The following is an 18,469-nucleotide window of genomic DNA, read 5'->3' as shown; positions in this document are numbered from 1 at the left end:
TCTTAGGCGATTGTTTCGTCTGAACGATTTTACTGATAAGGTACACGTCATGTACCAACAAGGAGATCAGCCATGTTTGAAATAGCCCTCTATGGCGGCGCCTTCAACCCTCCTCACGCCGGGCACGCCCAGGTGATGATCGAGGCCTCATGCCAGGCCAGACGCCTGCTGGTGGCCCCCAGCTTCAGGCATCCTTACGGCAAACGAATGGCGGACTTTGAACTGCGCCTGAACTGGCTGGAATCGATCGTCGAGCACGTACAGCCCCAGTGCTGCGCCGAAGTGCGTGCCAGCCGGGTCGAACAGATCGTGGCGCGCGGCGTCGAAGGTCCGATCTACAGCTACACCCTGCTCGCCCATCTCGCCGACAGCCTGGCCATGGACGGTAAACAGATTGCCCTGGTAGTCGGCCAGGATGTCGCGGACCTGTTGCCAACCTTCTATCGCGGCCCGGAGTTGCTGGAGCGCTTTTCCATCATCTGCGTCGAGGAACGGATCCATGTGCGCAGCACGGTACTGCGCGAACGGCTGGCCTTGGGCGAGTCGCTGCCCACCCAGTGGATGGCACCCGGCATGGATCCGGTAAACTATGACCTCTACGCTGCCCACGGAAGCTGACATGCCAGACCGCACCCCCCATCCAAGCGCCTACCTGCATACCATCGACCTTTGTGTGCTGCGCTACTGCCGGGAAACCCAGGCGCTGGAAATCCTCCTGAACCGACGCGAAACCGAACCGTTCGCCGGCCATTGGGCGTTGCCCGGGATCGTGGTCAATGGCGGGGTCGAAGACCTTACACTGAACGACGCCGTGGAGCGCCTGCGCGCCTCGAAAAAAGTCGGCATGCCGCTGGCCTGGATCGAGCAGGTCGGCACCGTCGGTGACGCGTTCCGCGATCCGCGCTGCTGGTCGTCGTCGACCTTCTACCTCGCCATCGTCAGCGAGGCGGTCCAGCCGGCCGAACACCAAAGATTTTTCCCGCTCAAGGACGTGGCCGAAGCCTCGACCAGACTGCCCTTCGATCACAACAGCCTGGTGACTTCGGTGCAGGAGCGCCTGTTCTCCAAGTCGCTATACAGCAGCCTGCCGCTGATGTTCCTCGGCAACGAGTTCAGCGCGCCTGAAGCAGTGATTATTTTCTCCCTGGTGCTTGAACGACCGGTGCTCAAGACCAGCATCCGCCAGCGCCTGCTGAAGATGATCGAGGCCGGCTACCTGCAAGAGACCGGGCGCAAAAAGAGCGGCGACGGCGGCCGCCCGCAAGCTACGGTGGAAAACCTCAAACCCGCCAACCTCTACCTTTTCGATCGCTGCTTTCTGGAGTAATACCGCGCATGAAGCCTGTCACCGAATCCCAGTGCCTGCTGGAAACCCCATACTTCAACGTGGTCCGCGAGAACGGCTACTTCATCATCAAGGAAGCCCACGCTATCAATGGCGTGGTGGCCGTACCGACCCTGGAAGACGGCCGGTTGATGCTGGTCAACCTCAAGCGCCGGGCCATTGGCGGGATGTCCATCGAGTTCCCGCGGGGCGCCATCGACGAGAACGAAACCGCCAGCGACGCGGCGGCCCGCGAGCTGCTGGAGGAAACAGGCTGGCAGGCGCTGAAGGTCAAGGAGCTGGGCTTGCTGCACAGCAATACATCACTGATTGCCAGTGCGGTTGCGGTGTGCCAGGTCTACCTCGATACACAAGCCACCGACGCAACCGATGGCGAGGTGGATGATCTTTTGTTCATCACCCGCCAAGAACTGATGGCCATGATCACCGCCGGCCAGATCACCGATGGCCACACGCTCTCGGCGGCAATGATGTTGATCGCCAGCGAGGCCGGTCGCCCCTAGCGCCCATGCAAAAAGGGCAGAGGAGATGCAATCCCCTCTGCCCTTCTGTTTATCGATTGTGAGCGCGTCGTCGGTCAAGCGCCGCTCTGCACAGTGTCGTCAGACATGCTCACTGCTTTTGGCATGCCCCGCATGATGCTCCGTCGGGCCGTGGGACGAATCCACCACCACCGGGACTTCGTTACCGTCGCAGTCATGCAGCTTGCCGCGACTGAAGTAATCCCCTTCGCGCAACGCCGCCAGATCCTGGAAACGCAAGGTCCGTTCGGTGCCGGCAGCAAAGACCGACTGCTGGTCCGAGTTACCGGTGGTGAAGTGATTGAAGGTCAGGTTGAGTGCGATCGCCATGATCGCCGACGAGCTGATGCCGGAATGGAAGATGGTCGCGAACCAGCTCGGGAAGTGATCGTAGAAGTTGGGGGCCGCGATGGGGATCATGCCGAAGCCGATGGAAGTGGCGACGATGATCAGGTTCACGTTGTTGCGGTAATCGACCTTGGACAGCGTACGAATGCCACTCGCCGCTACGGTGCCAAACAACACGATACCGGCACCGCCGAGGACCGATGTCGGCACGGCAGCGATCACTCGCCCCATCACCGGCAACAGCCCGAGCACCACCAGGAACACCCCGCCCGTGGCCACCACATAGCGGCTTTTGATCCCGGTCACCGCCACCAGCCCGACGTTCTGCGCAAAGGCACTTTGGGTGAAGGAGCCAAAGATCGGCGCGATCATGCTCGACAGCATATCGGCCCGCAGACCGTTGCCCAGACGCCTGGAATCAACCTTGGTGCCGATGATTTCACCGACCGCCAAAATGTCCGCAGAGGTTTCCACCAGCGTCACCATGATCACGATGCACATCGACAGAATCGCCGCGAAATGGAAGGTCGGTATGCCGAAGTGGAACGGTGCCGGGAAGCCGAACATCGGCCCTTGTGTCACCGTCGAGAAGTCGGCCATGCCGAGGAACACCGCAATCACGGTGCCGATCACCATGGCCAACAGGATCGACAAGCGAGAGATCGTGGCGCTGCCGATCTTGCTCAGCATCAGCACCAGCGTCAGCGTCAATGCCGCCAGCCCGATGTTCGCCATGCTGCCGAAGCTTTCGGCGTGACTGTTACCGCCCATGGCCCAGCGCGCTGCCACAGGCATCAGCGTCAGGCCGATAGTGGTGATCACGATGCCGGTGACCAACGGCGGGAAGAACCTGGTAATTCGAGAAAACACCGGTGTGATCAACAATCCGATCAACGAGGCGGCGACCACCGCCCCCAGAATCGACTGAAAACCGCCCTCACCACCGCTGCTGACAATCGCCACCATGGTTGCGACGCCCGAGAACGAAACACCCTGCACCAGCGGCAACTGACAGCCGAAAAACGGTAATCCGAGGGTTTGCAGTAATGTCGCCAAGCCCCCTGCAAACAGTGACGCCGCAATCAACAGACCGATGTCGGCCGGAGAAAGCCCGGCCGCCTGGCCGATGATCAGTGGTACCGCAACGATCCCGCCATACATGGTCAGAACGTGTTGCAGGCCGTAAGCCATATTCGCGCCGACCCCGAGGTTTTCATCCTCAGGCCGTTGGTGTGAAACAGAGGGCGTTTTCATCGTGGGGGGTTCCCTGGTTTTTTGTTATGCGCACACTGTATTCAATACTCAAGACAAATGTCTATAGAGTTGTATACAGTTTGCCAGGCAACGCTCAAATTGAATTGTTACTGCAATCGTTCACAACCCTACCCAACGCGCCACGCAGAGCAGTCGCGCTACCTCGAAGCGTGCCTCCTACGATAAGCTCCAGCCAATCAATCGATCCGAGCACTACCTTAAATGAAAGCGGTTGCACGCTTCGCCCTCGCGCAACATCAAGGCCCTTACGAAACCTGGCCGGTACGCACATCCGTCATCATAGATAGCCAGCCATCGGATCTGACTATTCCTGGCTTCACCCTGCTGCGCCAATACGAAACCACAGCCGGTTATCTACTGGTAACCGACTTCGACTGCCCATTTGAGGAGGCGGTGTGTTTTGCGCTGATAGACAAAGACCTTCGAACAGTTCTGAGCGAGCGCACCGTCGGTCAATGGTACAACTCGTACATACTCGATGAAGTTGAGTGGCTGGACGACGAGCATTTCTTCGCGACGTTCCACGGCCAACCCGAGTACCGCTATGAGTTCACCATACGCAAATACAACATACCGCTGATCTATCCACGCCTGGGGCTGACCTGCCGATGTATTCACGAGTGGTAAGTAGAAGCGGGATGTTTGCTCAAGTGTCAGCCTGATTCACTTGAGCTGAGCAACTGCGCCAGCACCTGCTTCAACTCTGGATGCTGCGGCACGCGAATGTCGAACTCGCGCTCCAGCACCGCAATCACTTCATCAGCATCCGTGAATTGCCGGCGTTCGCTCTCCTGGCCCATCCGGTGAATGGCATAACTGCCGTTGATGAGCGTGCGGCGCATCCCGGGCCCGGTGCGCGCCACCTTCAGCTGCCCCCGAAACGGAGAGTCGGGGTGAGTCGAGACATACCAGTTGCCGATCTGGTAGTCGACGTCTGACTGAGCCTGCAGATCGAACACATACATCGGCCGCCACTCGCCCGCGACCTTCGCGCGCAACGCGTAGCTGCTGTCCTGGCGAACGATTCGGTACGGTTCATGGCCGGTCGGCTGCTCCTCTTCAGTATCGAGGCGTAGCGGCGCCGTAGGCACCATGCCGCCGAAGCCGACATCCGCGATGTAACGAACGCCGTCCAGGGTGACCAGGCTCAAGCGATGAGTGCGTGCAGTCAACGCGTCCTCAGGGCCGCCCATCACCACCCGCCCGGTGATCCCTCGGGCTTCGAACCCCAGGTACTGAAGCAGGGCAAGGAACATGTTGTTGAGTTCGTAACAGTAACCACCTCGCCCCTCGTGCAGGACTTTGCGCTCGACCGAAGGCAGGTCGATGGGCACCGGAACCCACAACATCGTCGACAGGGTTTCAAAAGGGAACGTTGCGGTATGACGCGACTGCAACTCTCGAAGGGTGTCGAGGGTAGGCAACGGCGGTGTGTCGTAACCGAGGCGTTTCAGGTAGAGGTCAACATTCGACAGTTCAGTCTGAATCATCAATGACTCCTTGCTCAGGACGCGTGCGCCATCACCAAACGGGTGGCAGTCGCCAGAACATCACGACGCGCTTCGGCGTCTTTTTGATATTGGGTGAAGTAAACCGCGAGCACCACGGGTGCGCCTGTCTGTGGCCAAAGCACCGCCACATCGTTTGTGGTGCCGTAGTCGCCGCTACCGGTTTTATCGCCGACGATCCACCCCGCCGGTGTGCCAGCCCGAATGCTCGCATCGCCGGTGGTATTGCCCTTGAGCCAGGTCGCCAACTGCTCACGCTGCGCTGTTGCCAACGCATCACCCAGCACCACTTTCTGCACGCTGGCGGCCATCGCTGCCGGTGTCGTGGTATCACGCGGATCATCAGGAATCGCCGTATTCAACTCCGGCTCCCGGCGATCAAGCCGGAACGCCGGATCACCCAGGCCTTTGGCAAACAGGTTAACCGCTGCCACTCCACCTAACTCCTTGATCAACAAGTTGGCGGCAGTGTTATCGCTGTATTGCAACGTGGCGGCGCACAACTGCGCAACGCTCATGCCCTGCTTCAGATTCTGTTTGGCGATGGGGGCGTAAGACAGCAGGTCGGCTTCAGCATAGGCAATATGCTTTTCCAGCAACCCCGGCTCAGCCATGCTTTTGTGCAACACGGCCGCAGCCAACATCAACTTGAAAGTACTGCAGAACGGAAAACGCTCTCCGCCCCGATACTGAATCTCGTGACCATTGGCAGTGTTGATCAAGGCAACGCCCAATCGACCTTTCGCACTGTTCTCCAACTCGGCAAGTTTCTTGTACAACTCGGCCAGCGGTTTATCCGCAGCTGAGGCGTTAGCCCAGGCTGGAACTACCAGCGTGATCAATGGCAGTGTCAGACCTGCCTTCAACAATGAACGTCGCGAAGGTGAATACTTCATGCGGTGCCTCGTAAAAAAACATTGCTTACGGGGCAGCTCTGTAATCGCGCCCCACCCCTTCATCGCACTTCTGGATGCAGTACCACTTTAGGACTTCCTTGCGTAGACACCACCGTGCGGTTTCGACCAAAATGCTTCGCCTGATACAACGCCGCGTCTGCCCGCTCGATGAACACTTCAATGCTATCCCCGTCATTGGGCACAAACGCATAACAGCCAAGACTCACCGTCAGATGCCCCAAAGGCGCACCTGAATGGATGATGTGCTTGTCCTTGACACTGAGGCGGATCTGCTCGGCAATCGTAAACGCGCCATGAATGTCAGTGCCGGGCAACAGCACCGCGAACTCTTCACCGCCATAACGCACTGCCAGGTCGGACTTGCGCAGACAACAACTGTTTACCGCACGCGCCACTTCCGCGAGGCACTGATCCCCCGCCACGTGACCGTAGGCATCGTTGTAACGTTTGAAAAAATCGATATCGAGCATGATCAGGCTCAACGAACTCTGTTGGCGGGCACCCCGTGCAAATTCGATATCCAGCGCCTGTTCGAACAGCCGACGATTCGCCAACCCGGTCAGGCTGTCGTGAGTCGCGATCACTTCCAGCTGCTCTTGCGCAGTCCGCAAGTCCGCCTCGATCAGCTCACCATTGCGCACCTGCAGCACAAACATCCAACCGAACAAACCCACACCGAGCACCACCAGGGCCACGACGACACTGGATTGATAGGCGTTGGCGTACCAGCCCCGAAGAATCGTCTCCTTCGGGGTCGCCGCGGCAACCACCAGCGGATAGGCGTCCAACTGACGATAGCCATACAGCCGGATCACGTTATCCACCACCGAACGGATCATCCCATTGCCGAAACTGGCATGGGGCAAATACTTCTGGAAAATATCCCCATGCGCCAGCGACTCGCCTATTCGCGCCTCCTCGAACGGTCGCCTGGCCAGCAGCGTACCGTCCGACAACGCCAGAAACATCACGCCATTGTCATCGATGCTGAAGCTCTTGAAAAACTGATCGAAGTACGACAGCTTGATCCCGGCCAGCAGCACGCCCTGGAACTCGCCATGCGGGTCGTTTATCCGCCGGGAAATCGGAATGATCCACTCGCCATTCTGCCGGCTACGAATCGCCGGCCCGATGTGCGCGAGCAAGGTAGGATTCTGCTGATGGAACTTGAAGTAGTCGCGATCGGCCACACCCCCGCGACGCGGCAAGTCATCAAACGATGTCACCACCCACTGGCCGTTTTTATCGAACAGAAACAGCCCGTGTAACTGCTCGAGCGCCTGCACCCGACGTGCGAAGATCTGTTGCAGCCGCGGGTTCTGCATTACGCCAAAACCCTCTGCCTGAATCCAGTCGACCAGGCTGGTCATCACCAGGTCCGCGCTCAGAAACGTGTCCTGCGCCTGCTGCGCCATCGCCCGCGTCAGGTTCGACGACGCCACCTCAGCCAACGACAAATCGTAGCGCCGGGACTGTTCCAGTTGCAGGTAAAGCAAACCACACAAACACAGGCAAACCGCCGCAACAAACATCATCGCAGCCTTGCGCAGCGGCAGGCGTTTAAGCGGGCCGCCGGGGGTGTAATGAGGGTCGTGAATAGGGGTAGGCAAAAGCGTCATCCTTGAAGGGTAAGGCATGAGCAAAAGCCCAGATCCCTTAATGGCGGGGGAGCTTAGCCTACAGGGGTGATGAGGAGCAATTGTGGTGCGAGTCATAACCCCCGCTTCTTGTTTTCTCCTGTAATGTTCAACGCATTTGTTGATACTCGTTTGAAACGCCAATGCTTCCCACCAAAACTGCCCTGTGAGTGTCCACGCCCGATGAAATATAAAGACAGCACCGCATCGCTGGACACCGCCAGAAAGATTCTCAAGGTGAACCACGCCGGGGAATTCGGCGCTATCAACATTTACCGATCGCAGATCTTTGTATCGCGCCTGCTACGCAAAGACTACGTGCCTCTTCTGGAAAGCTTCATGGAAGACGAAAAACGTCACATGAACCGGTTCTGGGAAGAGATACAGCGCCGCAACGGCATCAAGTGCAAGAGCTACTGGCTCTGCGGCGCCGGGGGCTGGTTCATGGGTTTTATCTCGGCACTGCTCGGAAAAAGCGGCGTCATGGCCTGCACCTGGGCCGTGGAATCGGTCGTGGTGAGCCATTTGAAAAACCAGCTCTCCTACCTTGAAAGCCGGAACGACCTGGCGGCCTATGAAACGGTCCAGTCGATTCTGGAAGATGAGGAAAACCACCGCGATACCGGTCGAGTCGAGGGCGGCAGCGCGCTGTTGTATGGGCCGTTCAGATGGATGATCGGTTTGTTTACGGAGGGTGTCATTCGGTTTGGGATGCGGTAAAACAAGGGCTCCCTAAAACCGTCTACAGAAGCCAATCCATGGAGGAAAAGCATGAACACTCTGAACCGCCCCGCAACCATCGACACCGCTGTGTTCGACCTCGGCAACGTCCTGATTCGCTGGAACCCAAGAAACCTCTACCGAAAAATCTTCGGCGATGACGTACAGGCCATGGAGACTTTTCTTTCCGAGGTCTGCCCTCCCGAGTGGAACGAGCGCCAGGACGCAGGCCGGTCGTGGCAGGATGGAATCGAGGAAGCCATCGCGCGGCATCCGTCACAAGAGGCGCTGATTCGTGCGTACCACGAGCGCTGGGAAGAGACACTCGGCGGCGTGCTGGAAGAGAGCGTGCAGATCCTCGATGAACTGCACGCCAAAGGCGTCCGCCTGCTGGCCCTGACCAACTGGTCCGCCGAAACCTTCCCGATTGCCCTTCAGCGCTTTCCCTTTCTGCACACATTCGAGGGCATTCTGGTGTCCGGCGAAGAAGGTCTCATCAAGCCCGACCCGGCGATCTTCCAGCTACTGAAATCTCGCTACCAGTTCGAAGGTCACCATGCAGTGTTTATCGATGATCACGCGCCGAACATCGCAGGTGCACGTCAGGAAGGCTTCAATGCGCTGCAGTTCACCAGTGCCGCGCAACTGCGCAAAGACCTGGCAGCGCTGGGGTTGCCGGTGCAGGCACTGAGCGAGCCGGCATAACGAACCGACAGGCAACACAAATTCAACGCAACACACACAAAAATGGGCAACCGAAGTCGCCCATTTTTTATGCCAATACGTCTATGACGATCCCCATCAACGCATTGGCGGAACCCGAATATCACCCGCCCGACACTGACTTTTCACGCCCTTGCCGCAAGACCCGAACGACAAGTCCTTACCCAGGCACACGCGCACTTCTGACAACTCGGGTCCGTTGCAGACAATCGCGATGCCATTCTCTGGAATCCCGGGATTGCTCTGACGGAACATCTGCGCAATTTCCTGTGCCGGAAAGTAGATCTCGGTGCTCAAGGGCTTCAGCTTGTCCGGGATTTTCACCGTGCCAACCGCCTTGTCCGCCATATCCAGATAACCCGAGGCGCCAAGGCCGCTGCAGGTGCCGTGCCTGGACCATTCATGCTGAAGCAATTTTGGCGTCACAAACAGCGTCAACCCTTGTTTTTGCTCCGCTGGCGACAACGGCACCATCGGCAGACACGACTCCGGCCAACCGCCCTTGGCGTACTGCGGCCAGAGACCGTGGAGCACAAAGCCATAGCCTTTGCCCGAGCATTGCGGGTTGTTCTGATGAGTCAGGCAAAACGTCGGCGACCAGGACAGTGTCAGCAGGTAGTAATCAAACACCCCCGCCACCGACTCGGTCTGCTGCTTATCGCGATGGGACCGAGCGTCGCTCATGCCGACGCTGCCAATCGTCAGCGCAAAGAGCGCAACCAGTGCATACAGCTTTTTCATTAACCCTCTCCCCGGAGGCGAATCGGTTGGTTGCCTCATTGTCGAGCTGACTTTTAATGCCAGCACGATTCTGCTCACACGGACATTTCAACCACCTGTTGCTCACAACAGGTTGTACATGTCGCGCCTATAGAAAAGCACAATGCGGTGAATTCAGCAGGATACTTCATGCAGCGAGGAGTAACGCAACTGCCATGGCGGCATGGGAAATACAGCGCAAAAAGGACCGGCCACTCCTGACTTACAGACATGAGTAACCGGCCCCTTTTCCTTATGGCGTATACGCCATTAAGTGCTCAGGTGTATGAAATCACCGGGGCAATATTAACTATCATTGTCCAATGCCTGTTGCCTGGCATTTTTTTCATTCATACGTTCTGGCGTTGCATTGAGTTCCAGATCGAACTGCCGCTGTACCGCGTCTTGATCGTAGAAACATCCAACCCAGTAGTTATCCGGCTCGCCAGTAGACATCGCCTGGAGCGTTCGGTCGTCCATGACCTTACGGAAATCGTTGGCCTCACCGCGGGTGCCGGTATTCACCAGTTGCAACTGCTGAGCGGTTGTCCGGATATCCACACCGGGTTGAGTGGACGGCACCCGTAGGTAAAAACTACGATGGTCGTTCATCACCGCCACCGACGAACTCACGTTACCAAAGGACAGCGCAGGTTCGATGGTCCAGGCCAGACCGCCCCACGGTTCGAACTCTGACACTGCGGTCAGTGTCAGCTCTTTGCGTTCAACCAGACCGTTGAAGACCACAACGTCTTGCAAAGAAGCCGTGCAGTGCGTCAAACGCTCGATCAAATCCCGCTGATCCAGCGGCTGAGCGTTTACGGCCAGGCTGGCGAAGGCGGTGAACGCCAACACGGCCCAAGAGGATTGAACACGCACTTACGGCTTGAACACGCAGTCAGTCAGGGCCATGTATTCCGACCCCATCGTCATCGCCAGTACGCACACCGCTTTAAAGTCGGTACCGACCGCCATCGCGTCCATCTTGTTCGACTCGTCCGCGTCAAAACCCGTCAGTCTTGCCAGTACTTCATCAGAATCGGCAAGACCGGCTTCCATCACGGCATCGCCGGAGAAGTTCTTCGAAACGCCGAGAACGCTCCCGGAAATCAGAATCTCTTTCTTGAACTGCGGCATGTTCATGGAGGACTGATTGTGCTCAAGGTAGCTGTCATACAACTCCCCCAAGTCAACCGTCTCAGGAGCCGAGGCACAGGCGAGGCTCGCCACCAATACCAACCCGAGGGACGCGATGGATTTCACACTTTGCTTGATCATATTTAAAGTTTCACACGTATATTAACCGATGAGATCGGTAGGCCAGATATCATTCCTTGAGCTGAATACGAGTTACTCTATCCAGTGGCTCACTAACACCAACAACTCTGATTGCTACTCTATCGATAGATAAAAATAGAACAGACACCTGCAAAGTACGCAGTAATTTTCAATCGGGCTTTAGTTCGACTCTCGAAAAGTCGAGCACGGAGCTTACAGCACAACAGCAGTGCCCTTCAACCAAGCTTCCGACAGGAAAACAGGACAATAGCCACAGCTTCCCGCCGTAAAACACAGTCCAATCGCGCTTTTTTCTCTGAGCTTTTTTCGGTCTGGTCAGCGCATACTCGGGTGAAGTACCTTGGTGCGGCATCGCTAAAATTCACACCACGATAGGGAATCGGAATGAGTAAGGCAGATGAGCTCGCTGCAAAACTGAAACAGAAACAACAGACCCGTGCGGACGCGGAAGCCTGCGCCGATACGGCAATTGAGCATTGGCCGATACAGGTCTATGCGATGTACCACCAGCTTGAAGCATGGCTAGAGCCACTGACCGAAGTCGGCTTGAACATTCGCCGCATCCCCACACACGTTATCGAAAGCCTCCCCTCCGGCGAGACCTTCAACTACGCCATCGACAAATTGCTGATTGAGGGCAACCACCACAGCATCACCCTCGACCCCATCGCGCGCTTTATCATTGGCGGCATGGGCCGTGTCGATGTCCTCTCCAAAAGCCAAGCGCTGTATTTGAGCCGGACCGAGACCGAACACGGTGAAGCACATTGGCAGATCCAGACGATCCCGCGCAGCGGACAACCTCGACCGGATCCGGTCGAACTCAATGAGGACAACTTTCTCTCGGTGATACAGGAAGGCCTGGCGCTCTAAAGCCGAGCGCCATTTGGGGATACATCGTGGCGTGTCCCCCTTCCCTGCCAATCCCGAAAAAATGGGCGACCCTTAGCGGTCGCCCATTTTCGTTCCGGCCATGAAATCTGCACCGCCCCATGTCACTTACCGCGCTTTACCTGATATCCGACAATCCGTATATTCGCCAAACCATATATTCATACCCCCGGCCCGGCGCCCTACGGAGAAATCGATGAAAGTCCTGTTCATGTGCACGGCCAACAGCTGCCGCAGCATCCTGTCCGAAGCCATGTTCAACCACCTCGCCCCGGCAGGCTTCGAAGCCGTGAGCGCCGGCAGCTTTCCCAAAGGCCAGGTCCTGCCCCGCAGCCTGACCACCTTGCAGGCCGCCGGCATTGCCACTGACGGCTTGAGCAGCAAGGGCAACGACGCCTTTGCAGACAGCCCGCCAGACATCGTCATCACCGTATGCGACAAGGCCGCCGGTGAAGTTTGCCCGGTGTATTTCGGCCCCGCGCTCAAGGCGCATTGGGGGCTTGAAGACCCGTCCGACGTCAGCGGCAGCGAAGAGCAAATCAACGCCGCCTTCAACGCCACGCTGGCCACCATCGAAACCCGTTGCCGCGCCTTCCTCCAGTTGCCGTTCGAACGCCTCGACGCCGCCGCACTCCAGCGCGAACTCGAGCGCATCGCCACCCTTTAGCCTGGAGCCCCAGCATGAGCGATCAACTGCCAAACCTCGACACGCTGCTTTCCGACACCTTGCACCACGCCGCGGTCGACAACCCCAAGCCACGCATTCTGCTGCTCTATGGCTCGACCCGCCCGCGCTCGTTCAGCCGCCTGCTGGTGGAAGAAGCGGCCCGACTGCTGGAGCACTTCGGCGCCGAGACGCGGATCTTCAACCCCTCCGGCCTGCCGCTGCCGGACGACGCCCCCAGCGACCACCCGAAAGTCCAGGAACTGCTGACCCTGATGCAGTGGTCCGAAGGCCAGGTGTGGTGCTCGCCGGAACGCCACGGCTCGATGTCCGCCGTGTTCAAGGCGCAAATAGACTGGGTGCCGCTGGCGATGGGCGCCGTACGCCCGACCCAAGGCAAAACCCTGGCCGTGATGCAGGTCTCGGGCGGCTCGCAGTCGTTCAACACCGTCAACCAACTGCGCGTGCTGGGGCGCTGGATGCGCATGTTCACCATCCCCAACCAGTCCTCCGTGCCGAAGGCCTTCCTGGAGTTCGACGATCAGAACCGCATGAAACCCTCCGCGCTCTACGACCGCGTGGTCGACGTGATGGAAGAACTGGTGAAATTCACCCTCCTGCTACGCGACCGCCCCGACCTCGTCGACCGCTACTCGGAGCGCAAGGAAAGCGCGGAGGAACTGAGCAAGCGGGTTAATCAGCGTTCGATATAAAGGCTCGAAATAAACAAGGAGCGGCTGCAATAGCCGCTCCTGCATACTTCTTACAACTTCTGTAACACTTTAACTATTCACGCCCCGCCTCCGATCACATTCTTTTACATCTGAGGTACACATTCTTAACAATTGCATTCCTTTCGTTGATTAGCATGGACAGACCTTATGCGAATTCAGGGACGTCGCTATTCCAACGGATGCCTTATGAAGGAAAGCAAATGCCTACTGAACAAATCGTCATTTTTGTTGCCGTTACAATCATTGGTCTTGTATGGGCTGCCAGAAGAGATTTAAAAAACCGGAAGAAAGAACAGGCCGAAAGAGAGGCTAATGAGAGCGTAGATTGACTGTCAATCACTTTAAAAAACAAGTGGGCAGGTAAAGTTGATTATTATAAAAAATCAACCTGCCCCCACTGACTGCACCGACAACTATCTACACAAAGTTGAAACACGGAAAAGACTATCCCCGTAGCAGCTGCCGAGCCCGCGAGGCTGCGTTCGAGAACAAAGTCCTCGCAAATCCTACGCACGCGGTTTGCACGACGGATCGCGTCTCCTGATTTACCAACGCGTCATCCGAACGCGGCCCAGGTCTGAAACAGACTCACAGACTCGACAGCTATGCAGGACGGGACACACCCAACCAAAAAGGGGCAACCTCACGGCCGCCCCTTTGCTTTACCTCTGCAACCGCCGCCCAATCACATCCATCAAATCACACCCATCGCGCAGCGGAATCGCCAACACACCCGCGAAGTCCTGCAACAGCAACGCATCACGGCAGTTCCTTGGCCCTCTTTCAGGCAGCTAAGCCATATACGGTCGTTCGTGAGTGAGACCCAAAGCGGCCACTGCAGAAAAATAAATTTGCCCCCATTTCCGGACCCGCGCTGGCGCCGCCGGCCACTCTGCACTAACGTTTAATCGTTCGGCCTGAACCACTCAGCGGGCTGCTCGACGCTCCATATTGTTGCCACCGCTACCGATAAATTCAGCGTCATCTCACTCAGGATTTTCGGGGCACGACGTTAATCTCGTATAGATTAGGTGGAGTATAAAAATAACATGCAGGATGTCCGCCCAAACCCAACGCTTCGTCTGGATTATTGTGTCGAACGTCCGATATTCATGGCCTTCTTACAGCATGCGAGACGCTCGCCTGATGCAATTGCTGTAATCTCTCAAGACGCGACTTGCAGCTATCGTCAGCTTGAAGAGATAAGCCAGGGCATTGCGTCCTTCTTGATTGGAAATGGCGCTACCGAATCCGACCGGATTGTTATTGTTTCGAGTCGCTGTGCGGGGTTGGTCTATGCAATGCTCGGCGCCTCCCGTGCCGGATTGACGTTCACAGTTGCCGACAATGCATATCCACCAGCGCGCGTAGGTCAAATCATTCGAGCGCTTCAGCCTACCTTTGTTCTGCTATGCGGTGAAGCTACAGTCAACCTCAATCTCGAGCACTTTGAGCCAAGGGCAGAGAATTCCTATCCGCGGGTCGTCAGAATTCCGGAAATTCCCACCGAATCACTGCATGAGTTCGCCTTTGATCAAAGGGTTTTGCCAGAAGTCGACCCTTGTCATCCGGCGTATATTACATTTACATCGGGCAGCACTGGCGAACCGAAGGGAATTGCGACACATCATGCGCCTTTGGTTCATTTTATTGAGTGGCATACCAAGCGTCATTCGTTATCAAAAGACGATTGCTTTTCCTTGCTTTCCGGGCTTGGCCATGACCCTGTATACAGGGACGTATTTACGCCTCTCTCCATTGGCGCGAAAATCATCTGTCCGGCACAGTCAACCGTCATAGATCCGTCGGCTTTGGCGGCGTGGATACATAAAAATGGAATATCCGTTATTCACCTTACACCCCCCCTGGGAAAGCTTATTGAAACTGGAGCAAAAATCGATGAACTAAAATTCAACGCTCTGCGATACCTGTTTTGGGGTGGAGATGCATTAAGCAGTACGTTATACGAACAAATGCGCGTCGTTGCACCAAATGCAGTTAGTGTGAATTTTTACGGCACGACGGAAACTCCGCAGGCAATGGCGTACCATCAGATCGACCCTGAAGCTAATAATGCCAGGATTCCACTTGGTAAAGGAATTGAAGGCGCACAACTGCTGGTCGTGGATGACTCAAATAAGTTGGTCTGCGAAGGAGAGGCCGGAGAAATTCTTATACGCAGCCCCTATTTGTCGCTCGGTTATTGGGGTGACATTGCGCAAACCAGGGAAAGATTTGTTGTGAATCCATTTGCGAATGTCGAGGACGACATTTGCTATAGAACCGGCGACCTTGGCACTTATCTTTCAGATGGCAGTGTCATCTTTCTGGGGCGAGGCGACAATCAGATCAAGATTCGGGGTCATCGAATTGAGCTTACTGAAATTGAAGGCGCTATATCACAGCATCCCCGGATCAAACAGTGCACTGCTCTGGCCGTCAATGACAGTTCGATCGTAAAGCTGGTTGCATATTGCATTTCAATAGAGCCTGTTTCATCTGTTGAATTGCGTGAACATGTCAGTAATCGACTCCCGGAATATATGGTGCCGGCGTTGTTCGTTTTTCTGGACGCTATTCCACTTACGCCGAATGGAAAAATTGATAAGCGGGCGTTGCCTCTGATTGTCAGTAACACGGATGCGGCTACTGTACACTCGCGCCAGGATCTATCGCCGCTCGCGCTAAAACTGGCGGATGCATGGTCTGAAATACTCGAAATCCCGCGCGCCGATGCAAACTTATCGTTCGTGGAGCTGGGTGGGGATTCACTCTCGTTTGTTCAGGCTTCAATGGTTCTTGAAGAACTTATTGGCCATCTGCCAGATCAATGGGAAATGACGTCAATATGTGATCTTTGTGAGCTGGCCAACAAAACCAAGGTTTCGAAGCTGTCAGTTCGGGCGATGGAGGTTCCCGTTTTTTTACGCGTAATATCTATAATGTTTATTATTGTCTCGCATTTTCATCTTTTTCCAAAATGGCCAGTTTCAGGCGAAACAACGGTATTATTTATAATATCCGGCCTCAGCCTGGCAAGATTTCAATTTAAAATCATAAGTGACCGTGGCAACGCGCGCACGCTTGTCAAGTCCGTTATCAGTATCGCGGCACCGACAATACTTTACACTACTTTGAATCAGATGCTGTTCGATAGGATTCACTGGCAAACATTGTTGCTGATTTCGAATTGGTTCTCACCGAATCTCACAAATGGCTTTGCGTATTGGTATATTGAAGTCCTCGTACAAATGATAATAATAATCGGGTTCGCTCTGTCGTTCGAACGCGTTAGAAAAACAGTAACTTCCGACCCATTTCGCTGTCTTGTCATTGCGTCATGCGTATTGGCAGTGGCTGGCGTTATGATTAACACGTATTTGTTTGATACTGCAGCGCTTTATAACAGAGTACCACAGCGCTACCTTGCGATCATGGTGCTCGGAATGGCAATTAACTACGCCAATTCAAGAGTTCAGAAGTTGATCGTCAGCGCAGTTGCTGTCATTGTGCTGGGCGGGCAAGATATTCTGGCAATCTTCAGCCATGGATTGCACGAGTTTGCAATGAAGGAATATATTGATATGGCCGTGCCTGCCGTTCTCGCGTTGATTTGGATCCGGTCTATTCCCGTACCAGGCATCATCGCGCGGGGACTCGCATTAATAGCGTCGTCAACGTTGTTTATTTATTTGACGCATTTTCAGTTTCAGTCGCTGGCCCGTCACATCGTTGACCAGCCGGCGCTCGCGGTAGTCTTTGCCATAGCCGGTGGAATTGGGGTTGGTTATGCCTGGAACAAGGGAGTTCGAATTGTTTTAATGCGCTTGAATGGACGAGGAAAGAAGAGCAGTTCGGATACGATTGAGCGAGTTGCGTGACTGTGATTATTCCTGCATTTCATGCCGACTGCCACTGCTTCGGACGTACTGGCTACTATCACTTTCGGTACGACCTGCATCGTCTTTGCAGCCATCGCATACATACTTGTCGAACGCCCCGCAATCGCATGGACCAGGTGCATCAAGCTTAAACGCACCGACGCCGCGGTGTTCAATCAGACGTAAATCCAAGCTAATTCTCGTTATGGCGCATTCATGCTCTTGATTGCGTGGTGAGTGTCCACTCTCGGCAAATGCGAAAGTCTGCAACCCGTCTGAATCTGCCGCTGGTGGAAAATTGCTGACCGACCGCAATGGGTCCAGAGTGTGTAAAAACGCTTCGCCAAAATTGAAATGTGCGCGTCTACGTGAAGTCTGAAATTTATCGGCACGTCAGCAGATGTGGATTTCGCGTAGAAGCGCGATTTCCACTCCGGTTTTAAGTATCTGTCGCGCTCAAAACGTTTTTACACAGCCTCGGTCGATAGCGGTCGTCCCAATTAGCCATATCACCGCTGGTCACCTGTGACACCCATTTGATTACAAGGGCAAGGAAAAAAATACACAACGGGACCTTACTTAACCGACCCAACGCTCAAACTGGGTGTCAGCGTGAACGCTATTTTTTTCTTGGATCGTCTGCCGGGTTGACGTAGTCAATCCCGTTTGGGCCTGGACCCTCCACCTGAAGGATTACCTCTGTGCCTTTGCTTGCCCCAAAGTGCCTCACGTGACCCTCGCCAAAAATACTTCCGGCCGGAAATTCATGCAGTTTTGTCGCATCGAATTTATCCCCGTCGCCGTGATACCACGTGCCCGAGATCACGGTGACTGTGCGCTCGTCAGGATGAGTGTGGGCGGGAATAATATAGTTCGGCGGGAGTTTTACTCGCACGATATATGGACCAGCGTTTGGGTCGCCCTGGATGACGGCGGTTTTTGCCCCCTTCGGTAAAGCAGGGGTATCGGCCCACTTGATGTCTTTTGGGGTAACCATGATGTAAGCGCCAGGCTCAGCCCACCCCGTTGATGACCCAAGGCAACCAATCGCAAAGACAACGGATAACGCCACGAGATTGCTGTTCATCGTGTTCTCCTCAGAGCGGTTTGAACGAGGTCGGGGGATATTGAACACACAGGCATTGGCCTACCAAGACTGCCTGCCTAACTGATCATAATAGTCCGGGGTTGAGGGACTGTCATAAATTTTGTGTTCGGGCATAACATGTTGCAGAGGTGCATGTATG

19 protein-coding genes are annotated in these 18,469 nt (G+C 55.6%); 11 read left to right on the top strand and 8 right to left on the bottom strand.

Features of this window, described 5'->3' with window-relative positions:
- Window positions 1-72 precede the first annotated feature (72 nt).
- From FPT12_RS27160 to FPT12_RS27150, 3 genes are read left to right on the top strand one after another with little or no spacing between them, the layout of a single operon-like run.
- On the top strand, window positions 73-618 hold the full coding sequence (locus FPT12_RS27160; RefSeq protein WP_145022594.1) for an adenylyltransferase/cytidyltransferase family protein: 546 nt from the start codon (window positions 73-75) through the stop codon (window positions 616-618).
- A 1-nt stretch (window position 619) separates the two neighbouring features.
- Entirely contained in the window at window positions 620-1,327 is a 708-nt protein-coding gene (locus FPT12_RS27155) for an NUDIX hydrolase (RefSeq protein ID WP_145022590.1), read from the top strand.
- 8 nt (window positions 1,328-1,335) lie between these two features.
- Window positions 1,336-1,848 carry an NUDIX hydrolase gene (locus FPT12_RS27150; RefSeq protein WP_145022587.1) on the top strand — a complete coding sequence of 171 codons (513 nt, stop codon included), beginning with the start codon at window positions 1,336-1,338 and terminating at the stop codon, window positions 1,846-1,848.
- A gap of 99 nt (window positions 1,849-1,947) precedes the next feature.
- Here FPT12_RS27150 and FPT12_RS27145 read toward each other — a convergent pair whose 3' ends face one another.
- Window positions 1,948-3,468, bottom strand: a complete 1,521-nt coding sequence (locus FPT12_RS27145; protein ID WP_145022584.1) for a nucleobase:cation symporter-2 family protein — start codon at window positions 3,466-3,468, stop codon at window positions 1,948-1,950.
- 222 nt (window positions 3,469-3,690) lie between these two features.
- Between FPT12_RS27145 and FPT12_RS27140 the strand changes: the two genes are divergently transcribed.
- Complete coding sequence (locus FPT12_RS27140; RefSeq protein ID WP_145022581.1) at window positions 3,691-4,116, top strand: hypothetical protein; 426 nt, start codon at window positions 3,691-3,693, stop codon at window positions 4,114-4,116.
- Window positions 4,117-4,142: 26 nt separating this feature from the next.
- Here the strand turns inward: FPT12_RS27140 and FPT12_RS27135 are convergent, their stop codons facing one another.
- Genes FPT12_RS27135 through FPT12_RS27125 form a run of 3 tightly spaced genes read right to left on the bottom strand, consistent with a single transcriptional unit; the run spans window position 4,143 to window position 7,524 of the window.
- Window positions 4,143-4,979: an arylamine N-acetyltransferase gene (locus FPT12_RS27135; RefSeq protein WP_145022578.1), complete on the bottom strand. Its 837-nt coding sequence runs from the start codon at window positions 4,977-4,979 to the stop codon at window positions 4,143-4,145.
- Between the two features lie 14 nt (window positions 4,980-4,993).
- The gene (bla, locus tag FPT12_RS27130) at window positions 4,994-5,893 is read right to left on the bottom strand and encodes a class A beta-lactamase (RefSeq protein ID WP_145022575.1); all 900 of its coding nucleotides are present in this window, start codon (window positions 5,891-5,893) and stop codon (window positions 4,994-4,996) included.
- 59 nt (window positions 5,894-5,952) lie between these two features.
- A complete protein-coding gene (locus FPT12_RS27125; RefSeq protein ID WP_145022572.1) occupies window positions 5,953-7,524 on the bottom strand; it encodes a GGDEF domain-containing protein in 1,572 nt (523 codons plus the stop codon).
- A 210-nt stretch (window positions 7,525-7,734) separates the two neighbouring features.
- Here FPT12_RS27125 and FPT12_RS27120 point away from each other — a divergent pair, with 210 nt between their 5' ends.
- Window positions 7,735-8,271: a demethoxyubiquinone hydroxylase family protein gene (locus tag FPT12_RS27120; protein ID WP_178098923.1), complete on the top strand. Its 537-nt coding sequence runs from the start codon at window positions 7,735-7,737 to the stop codon at window positions 8,269-8,271.
- A 51-nt stretch (window positions 8,272-8,322) separates the two neighbouring features.
- Complete coding sequence (locus FPT12_RS27115) at window positions 8,323-8,976, top strand: HAD family phosphatase (protein ID WP_145022566.1); 654 nt, start codon at window positions 8,323-8,325, stop codon at window positions 8,974-8,976.
- A gap of 96 nt (window positions 8,977-9,072) precedes the next feature.
- Here FPT12_RS27115 and FPT12_RS27110 read toward each other — a convergent pair whose 3' ends face one another.
- From FPT12_RS27110 to FPT12_RS27100, 3 genes are all read right to left on the bottom strand, one after another.
- Window positions 9,073-9,735: a ribonuclease T2 gene (locus FPT12_RS27110; protein WP_145022564.1), complete on the bottom strand. Its 663-nt coding sequence runs from the start codon at window positions 9,733-9,735 to the stop codon at window positions 9,073-9,075.
- A gap of 324 nt (window positions 9,736-10,059) precedes the next feature.
- The gene (locus tag FPT12_RS27105; RefSeq protein ID WP_145022561.1) at window positions 10,060-10,632 is read right to left on the bottom strand and encodes a hypothetical protein; all 573 of its coding nucleotides are present in this window, start codon (window positions 10,630-10,632) and stop codon (window positions 10,060-10,062) included.
- The gene (locus tag FPT12_RS27100; protein WP_145022558.1) at window positions 10,633-11,031 is read right to left on the bottom strand and encodes a hypothetical protein; all 399 of its coding nucleotides are present in this window, start codon (window positions 11,029-11,031) and stop codon (window positions 10,633-10,635) included.
- 405 nt (window positions 11,032-11,436) lie between these two features.
- On the opposite strand from FPT12_RS27100, the gene FPT12_RS27095 reads away from it, so the two are divergent.
- The 5 genes from FPT12_RS27095 to FPT12_RS27080 all read left to right on the top strand — a co-directional run bounded on the left by FPT12_RS27095 (window position 11,437) and on the right by FPT12_RS27080 (window position 17,222).
- Complete coding sequence (locus tag FPT12_RS27095; RefSeq protein WP_145022555.1) at window positions 11,437-11,925, top strand: hypothetical protein; 489 nt, start codon at window positions 11,437-11,439, stop codon at window positions 11,923-11,925.
- Between the two features lie 214 nt (window positions 11,926-12,139).
- On the top strand, window positions 12,140-12,610 hold the full coding sequence (locus tag FPT12_RS27090) for an arsenate reductase ArsC (protein WP_145022552.1): 471 nt from the start codon (window positions 12,140-12,142) through the stop codon (window positions 12,608-12,610).
- Window positions 12,611-12,624: 14 nt separating this feature from the next.
- A complete protein-coding gene (gene arsH, locus FPT12_RS27085; RefSeq protein ID WP_145022549.1) occupies window positions 12,625-13,320 on the top strand; it encodes an arsenical resistance protein ArsH in 696 nt (231 codons plus the stop codon).
- A 221-nt stretch (window positions 13,321-13,541) separates the two neighbouring features.
- On the top strand, window positions 13,542-13,670 hold the full coding sequence (locus tag FPT12_RS28185; protein WP_256676877.1) for a hypothetical protein: 129 nt from the start codon (window positions 13,542-13,544) through the stop codon (window positions 13,668-13,670).
- 720 nt (window positions 13,671-14,390) lie between these two features.
- On the top strand, window positions 14,391-17,222 hold the full coding sequence (locus FPT12_RS27080) for an amino acid adenylation domain-containing protein (protein ID WP_145022546.1): 2,832 nt from the start codon (window positions 14,391-14,393) through the stop codon (window positions 17,220-17,222).
- Between the two features lie 619 nt (window positions 17,223-17,841).
- Here FPT12_RS27080 and FPT12_RS27075 read toward each other — a convergent pair.
- The gene (locus FPT12_RS27075; RefSeq protein ID WP_145022543.1) at window positions 17,842-18,309 is read right to left on the bottom strand and encodes a cupin domain-containing protein; all 468 of its coding nucleotides are present in this window, start codon (window positions 18,307-18,309) and stop codon (window positions 17,842-17,844) included.
- Between the last annotated feature and the right edge of the window lie 160 nt (window positions 18,310-18,469).

The sequence above is a fragment of the Pseudomonas sp. H3(2019) genome (assembly GCF_007713465.1).
In the GTDB taxonomy this organism is placed as follows: domain Bacteria; phylum Pseudomonadota; class Gammaproteobacteria; order Pseudomonadales; family Pseudomonadaceae; genus Aquipseudomonas.
This window is presented reverse-complemented; position numbering and strand designations above follow the sequence as displayed.